Annotated in this window: 5 protein-coding genes; 3 read left to right on the forward strand and 2 right to left on the reverse strand. The window is 50.9% G+C overall.

Annotated elements, in window-relative coordinates:
• The 3 genes from ACY692_RS13625 to ACY692_RS13635 form a co-directional block, all read left to right on the forward strand.
• On the forward strand, positions 1-2,440 hold a 2,440-nt coding region (locus ACY692_RS13625; protein WP_462325924.1), incomplete at its 5' end, for a pilus assembly protein.
• Positions 2,441-2,466: 26 nt separating this feature from the next.
• On the forward strand, positions 2,467-2,613 hold the full coding sequence (locus tag ACY692_RS13630; RefSeq protein WP_462325925.1) for a hypothetical protein: 147 nt from the start codon (positions 2,467-2,469) through the stop codon (positions 2,611-2,613).
• The gene (locus ACY692_RS13635) at positions 2,610-2,909 is read left to right on the forward strand and encodes a GIY-YIG nuclease family protein (RefSeq protein WP_462325926.1); all 300 of its coding nucleotides are present in this window, start codon (positions 2,610-2,612) and stop codon (positions 2,907-2,909) included. The genes ACY692_RS13630 and ACY692_RS13635 overlap by 4 nt, the downstream gene beginning before the upstream one ends.
• Before the next feature lie 263 nt (positions 2,910-3,172).
• Here the strand turns inward: ACY692_RS13635 and ACY692_RS13640 are convergent, their stop codons facing one another.
• Positions 3,173-5,860, reverse strand: coding sequence for an adenosylcobalamin-dependent ribonucleoside-diphosphate reductase (locus ACY692_RS13640; protein WP_462325927.1), 2,688 nt, complete (start codon positions 5,858-5,860; stop codon positions 3,173-3,175).
• Between the two features lie 347 nt (positions 5,861-6,207).
• A partial coding sequence (locus ACY692_RS13645) for a hypothetical protein (RefSeq protein WP_462325928.1) occupies positions 6,208-6,560 on the reverse strand: 353 nt, incomplete at its 5' end.

Raw genomic sequence — 6,560 nt, forward strand, 5'->3', positions numbered from 1 at the left:
GGCTTTTGCCAGTATCCTCAAACGTGTTTCAGCCGGCTCCGCCGCCTCAGTGGTTTCAGGATCGCGTTCAGGCGACGGGGGGTTGTATCAGGCCGTGTTCTGGCCATCCAAATTAGACGGTGATGGTCACGAGGTTACTTGGGTCGGTGATGTCCATGGTTTTTTCGTGGATAGCGAGGGTAATCTCTATGCCGATACCAACGCCAATGCCAGGTTCGATAGCGATGATCAACGCGTCACTGTTTATCTGGATGCCGGGGATGGTAAGAGCAAGGCCTGTGTCGGCGGAGAGATGCTAAATGGGATCTGCACAAACGGCACAATCACGGAGCTTGAAGATGTCGACTATCTGTGGTCTGCCGCAAATTGGTTGAACAAGCCCTCGTTCGATCCTACCATCAATCGGTCGTTTTATATGTCGTCGGTGCCGAATAACAATAACCGCTATCTTTTCACCTGGTTCGACAGTGATCTGGACGGTGAGGTCGATGATACGTCCATTGATGGCAGCGGTGAGGTGCTTGAGTTTACGGCTCCTAACATGGCCGCAGCTAATGCCACGGACGTTTGCAATACTACAGTTGTCAAATGGGTACGCGGGGAGGACCAAACAAACATGCGTAGCCGAAAGTACACCAAAGATTCAACAGATTACTACTGGCGACTCGGGGATGTCATCTATTCCACTCCGGCAGTGGTCGGACGGCCCTCTGAAAATTACGATCTGTTCTGGGGAGACACTTCCTATTCAGCCTTTTACGGGAAGTACCGCAACCGGCGACATGTGGCCTATTTTGGCGGGAACGACGGAATTCTGCATGCGGTGAACGCTGGATTTTATTCCTCTGCGGACAAGGGATTCTATAAGGGATATTCCAGCGGGTCATTTACAGATTCTGGGTTAGATCTGGGAGCAGAAATCTGGGGATACGTTCCTTATAACCTTTTGCCCCATCTCAAATGCTTGACCAGAACGGATTACAAACACAAATACTATGTTGATCTCCATCCCAGAGTGTTTGATGTCCGGATTTGGGAAAGCGAGTATGAGGACACTACAGGCACCCATCCCAATGGGTGGGGTACCATTCTCGTTTGCGGAATGCGTCTGGGTGGAGCCCATGTGAATGTTGACGGGCGGGATTTCAGTTCTTCATATATCATATTTGATATCACTGACCCGGAAAGTCCGCCGGTTTTGCTTGGCGAAATCACGTATGATTATTCGGACAACAGCGTTGCCCAATTGGGATACACCCTTTCCGTTCCCTCTGTTGTGCCGGTAGAGGATGCAACCGGAGCCCAGAAATGGTTTCTGATCATGGGGAGCGGTCCTGACGCCGATGATATCAGCGTGACCGATGCGGCCAGCACCCAGAAGGCCCGCTTGGCAGTCATCCCTTTGAATGAACTGGCTAAAGGGAATTTTTCGCTCAAGATTCCCGATTCAGAACCCGGGTCGGCAGGAACGACCGCCGGGGTCAAGACCATGAGTGTCTCAGACTCCTATGTGGGGTCGGACTTCGTTGCCGTGGACTATGATTTCGATTTTTATACCGATATTTTCTACTACGGTTTGGTGAGCGGTGAGACCGGTGACTGGGGAGGCGGGGTCTATCGCCTCAAGGTAGAAGATAAAAAAAATGAATCCAACTGGGGAGATCCTTCGAAGTGGGGCATTCATCAACTCATTGATACTGACGCCCCGGTGACAGGACCGGTCAATCTGGGATGGGTGGACGATAAGGTCTGGGTCTATTTCGGAACCGGGAGATTTTTAACCTCCGATGATGTTCGCGATACAGCCACGAATTATTTTTTCGGCGTCAAGGAACCCAAAAAAACGACCGGGAACGCATTTAATTTCAACACGGTCACTATCAATTACAAAAATCCGTCCTTCAACAATTGGGTCAAGGCCAATGATATACTGGTCGGACTGAACACCGGGGTGCTCAACTGCACGGATGGAACGGATTCCTGTCTGCCTTCCGGGGTGACCACTTTGACTGAGTTGGCTGCTTACAATATGGAAACCCCCAATGGTTGGTTTCGGGAATTCAATGCGACAGGTGAGCGGGTTATCGGTCAGCCCACGCTCTTGGGGGGGCTGGTCAACTTTACGTCCTATATCCCTGATTCGGATCTCTGCTCCAGTGAAGGTGAAAGCCTTTTTTATGCCCTGTATTATTTGACGGGAACTCCCTGGTGGCAGGATGTGTTCGGTGACCAGTCATCCGATGAACTGTATGTGCAATCTACCAAGCATCTTGGAAAAGGTATGAGCGTCACGCCGAGTCTGCATATCGGCAAGCAGGAAGGTGCCAAGGCATTTATCCAGACGAGTACCGGTGCGATTGTTGAAATCAACGAGCCCAATCTGCCCATCAAGAACGTCAAATCCGGCAAGAGCGGGTGGCATACCCACGATATCGAGTGAGTGTGTGTCCCAAAGACCACAAAAAATTGGAAAAAAATGTGGCTTTTAAGCAGCAAAAGGGGGCAATTTTTTTGGCAATTACCGATCTCTGCAAACCATTGACCGGTGCGGCCAATGCTTTTGCCCTTGATGTTGTTTCCGAGCCCAATGTTTCCAGCCACAGCAAACCATGAGCGCACATTCCTGGTATGTATACATGATCCGTTGCAGGGATAATTCCTTGTATACGGGCGTGACCTTGGACGTTCCCAAACGGTACAAGGAACATCTCGAGAACAAGGGGGCCCGGTACACCCGGGCCAAGGGGACGGCCGAACTCGTGTTCTCGACTCCCCTCGCATCCAAATCCATTGCCTATGGGGTGGAGTACAGAGTCAAACGCCTCCGCAAGGCAGTAAAGGAAAAAATTGTTCGAGAGCAATGGGATGCTAATGGGTTGCTGGACTACCTGGGGATGACCACTGTATGATATTCGCGATTGGGTGGGCTGATGCCGGGAAGGACGGTTTTGCGATTTAGGTTTTAGGGAACAACGAAAAACCCCAGGTGAGATACACATTTTTTAGACAGCAAAAAGGCGAAAAATCCGTTGGCAATTACCGGAGGTGCCTCGGCAATGTCCTCCGCGGGAAGTATTTTTTGGATTTTTGTGCTCCATTGGGCAAAACACAAGGACCGCAGTGCTGCACTGCGGTCCTTGTGTTTCGACTGGAGATAGTACCCCTTGGGGGGTCATCCGCAGGTTGTGTACCCGCAGGCCTTGCAGATTTTGCATCCCCCCTCGGGGACATAGGCATGCTTACCACATTCCGGGCATGGGTCACCAAGTCCCTTGGAAACGATGGTTTGGTCATCCATATCTAATGATATATAGTGACGCAAGATTCTGGAAATGATGGCCGCTGCATCTATTATATTGTAGCTGGACCGGTCCAGTTGTGTGATGATCCGGTCGATGGGCATACCCACCCGAAGCAGCAGGCTGGCCAGCCGGGTGATCGTTTCCCAGAGAGAGTATTTTTCTTGAAAAACCTGTTCGTTATATATTCCCTCCCCTGTGACCCCGGCTTCTTTGGGAAGTTTGACGAAGATTTCGATGGGATTGCCTGATTCGTCCAGGGAGACGATGATGTACATCTTGGATCCCTTCCACATGACCCGATGGCGTTCGGCCCGTTCAATATCCCTGAGTTCTCGCTCGAACAGGGTTGGATTTTCGCCACGCATGGTCGGTTCGGCGTCCTTGTTTTTTTCCTCTGTTTTTCCGAGCACACCCTTTTTGCATCCGTTTCTGAATATGGTCACCCCCTTGAGCCGGTGTTTCCACGCCTGGAGATAGATCTGGAAGATGACTTCCTTAGGGGTTTCTTCTGGAAGGTTGATGGTCGAGGAGATGGAGCTGTCCGTAAATTCCTGGATGGCGGCCTGCATGCGGATGCGGTCCATGTAATCGAGCTCATCGGCCTGGACATAGTTGAACCTTTCCTTGAGTTCCATGGAGGTGTATTTGCCGAAAAGCTCCTCTTGGTTGGTTTCCACCATCCATTTGAGCGGGGGCATGTGGGTGAATTCGAAGACCTTCCCCGCTTCCAGGCGGGTTTCCCGTGTATAGCTGAACAGGAAAACCGGCTCGATCCCCGAAGTGCAATTATCCGACATGATGGAGATGGATCCGGAAGGGCCGACCGTGTTGAATGCAGTGTGCCGAAGGCCCGTGGCGAGGATTTGCTTGCGCAGTTTTGGAGGAAGGTTGAGATGCGTGATATATGGGCATTCCAGAAAACGTTTTCTGGCGGCTTTTTCCTCGAGAGCCGGAACACATCCAAGTCTTTCGGCGATACCGGCACTCACTTCGATCTCGGCAATGGCCTTTTCTCGCAGGATGCTCTTGATGAAGTCGGTTGATTCTTCACTTCCGTAGCGCATGCTCAGCATGGCCAGCATGTCGCCGAGTCCGGTGAATTCGATGCCTATGCGTTTGCCGTACCGGTCGGCCTCTCGATGCTCCTCGAGGGGATGCTTGTCCTGATTGAGATCGGACATGGTATCCATGAAGGCTACCGTCAGGGCAATATCGTTTTTGAAGAGCTCGGTGTCGAACCGTGCCTCTTTGGTGAAGGGGTTGTTCACATATGCGTGCAGAACCAGGGCCCCTAGCAGGCAATTGTTCCAGTATCCCAGACTTTGCTCTCCGCAGGGGTTGGTGGACATGGGTTTGAGCCGCTGGTCATCGATGAACGTTCCGGGAGTCTGGCGTTGGGTGGTGTCCAGGTATAGAATGCCGGGATCGCCGGACTTCCAGGCTGACGTACTGATTTCCTCGAGAAGATCGCGCGCCTTGATCGTGGAGTAGGGTTTGAGGGGAAGACCGAGCTCTTCCCAACGGCTGTAGTCCCCATCCCACAGAGTATTGTAGACCGAACGTACCGGATCGAATAGTCCGGAGGACTTTTTGCGACGCCTGGCAACTGAAAAAACAAGTTTACCTTCGGGGAGATTTTCAAGTTCCTCGCCTGCAGGGAGGTCAGGCTGTACTTCAATGGTATGAAGGTCTGGATGCACCGCGATGACCTTGTAAACGATTTCAGCCTCTATCCGATCTTCTTTGTGGGGATCAAGGGCGGTGAATACTTCTGGATGGAGCTGCAAGGTGGATGTATCAAGGACTTTTGCCGAGATGCGTGCCCGTTCCGGGAAGACAAAGGTCCATTCCAGATCTTCTTCAACGGCACGCATGAATGCGTCAGTGACTTTGAGGCTGATGTTCGCGCCGAAAACGTCCTGGGTTTTTCCTGTCAGTGAATCAACCCCGAAGATTTCTTCGGGGTTGCTTTTGCTCCAGATGAACCGGCGTGTGTCGGGGTGGCGGATGTCCAGGGAGATCATGAGTGCTCCCCGTCTGCCGTTCTGGCCGATGGTGTTGGTCAGTTCACTAAAAAGGGGCATGAAGCTGACCGCGCCCGAAGAACTGACCGCAGCGTTGTTTACCGGGTCTCCAGCGGGCCTGAGGATGGTGATGTCGACCCCGCTCCCGCCACGGTATGAGTACGTCCGGGCCAGTTTTTTCTGGGCCTCGAAGATGCCTTCAAGGGAGTCGGATTCGATCTTGGCCAGGTAGCAATTGCTCAATGAACATTTGCTGTACTCGTTACCGAGTCCGCTTAGAATGGATCCGGCCGGTATGAATCTTCCCGTCTGGACCATCTCACAGACCTGTTTGTTTTCCTCTTTGTCGAATCGGGAGTGCTTCAGGAATTCACGGCACAACCGGTTTCTGACGTCATTGAAGGAGTGCTCCTGCAAACGGCCTTGACGATCACGGATCTGGTATTTTTTGGAACTGACGGATTCCTGGAACCTGACATGCTCCTCGAGGGCCATTTTTGCTGATTCGCGGGTGATGAGTGGAGGTTGAGACATGTGTTGTTTCCTTGATGGGTGTTCCGGTATGGTTGCACCCGTAATATTGGGTTGAAGATGGGAAGGGCAACAGAAAAAGGGCTGACGACAAGCTGATACACAGCGGCGGAACCGTCCCGGAGTCGCACCGGATTGCCATTTTCCTGTTGGAAGGGTCAGAAAGTCGGAGTGAAAAAACCTACACACAAAGCACGGGTGAAACAAGGGGGACTTGAGCGGGGTACCTACCCCGAACATGGGGAGAGCCTAGAATAGACGGGAATTTCCCCATGCTGGAATAAATTTGGGAGTGAAGAATTTTTTGTAAGCTAAATAAAATATATAATTTTATCAATAAAATTGATATTTTATAACTTATTTTGAAAAAGTTTTAAAAAATGTTTGACAAACAGACGGGGCCCACATAGAAGACGCATCTCTTGAGCGGGACAGACCGTGGAGGCGAGAAGTTCTTGCGTAACAAGTAAATATGTTAAGTATATATATTGTTCTTTGAGAGAAAAGATTTCTTTTTTACATGCAGGTATGCCCGGGAATATACAGGACCATGGGGCTGTAAAAAAAAAGATAAAAAACGATTGACAGGCGAGGGTGCCTTCATTAATAAAATAAACCTTGTCGTGTCCTTGTTTCGTTACCGGGAACGACCGGATCTTTGAGAAAAAAACTTGTTGACAATCGGGGAGCTGGTTGATTAGAA

This window comes from Desulfoplanes sp. (assembly GCF_054921335.1).

What these genes read in the sequence shown, in the direction of transcription:
- ACY692_RS13635 (WP_462325926.1), top strand. Translation starts at nt 2,610, where the DNA reads ATGAGCGCACATTCCTGGTATGTATACATGATCCGTTGCAGGGATAAT.
- ACY692_RS13640 (WP_462325927.1), bottom strand. Translation starts at nt 5,860, where the DNA reads ATGTCTCAACCTCCACTCATCACCCGCGAATCAGCAAAAATGGCCCTC.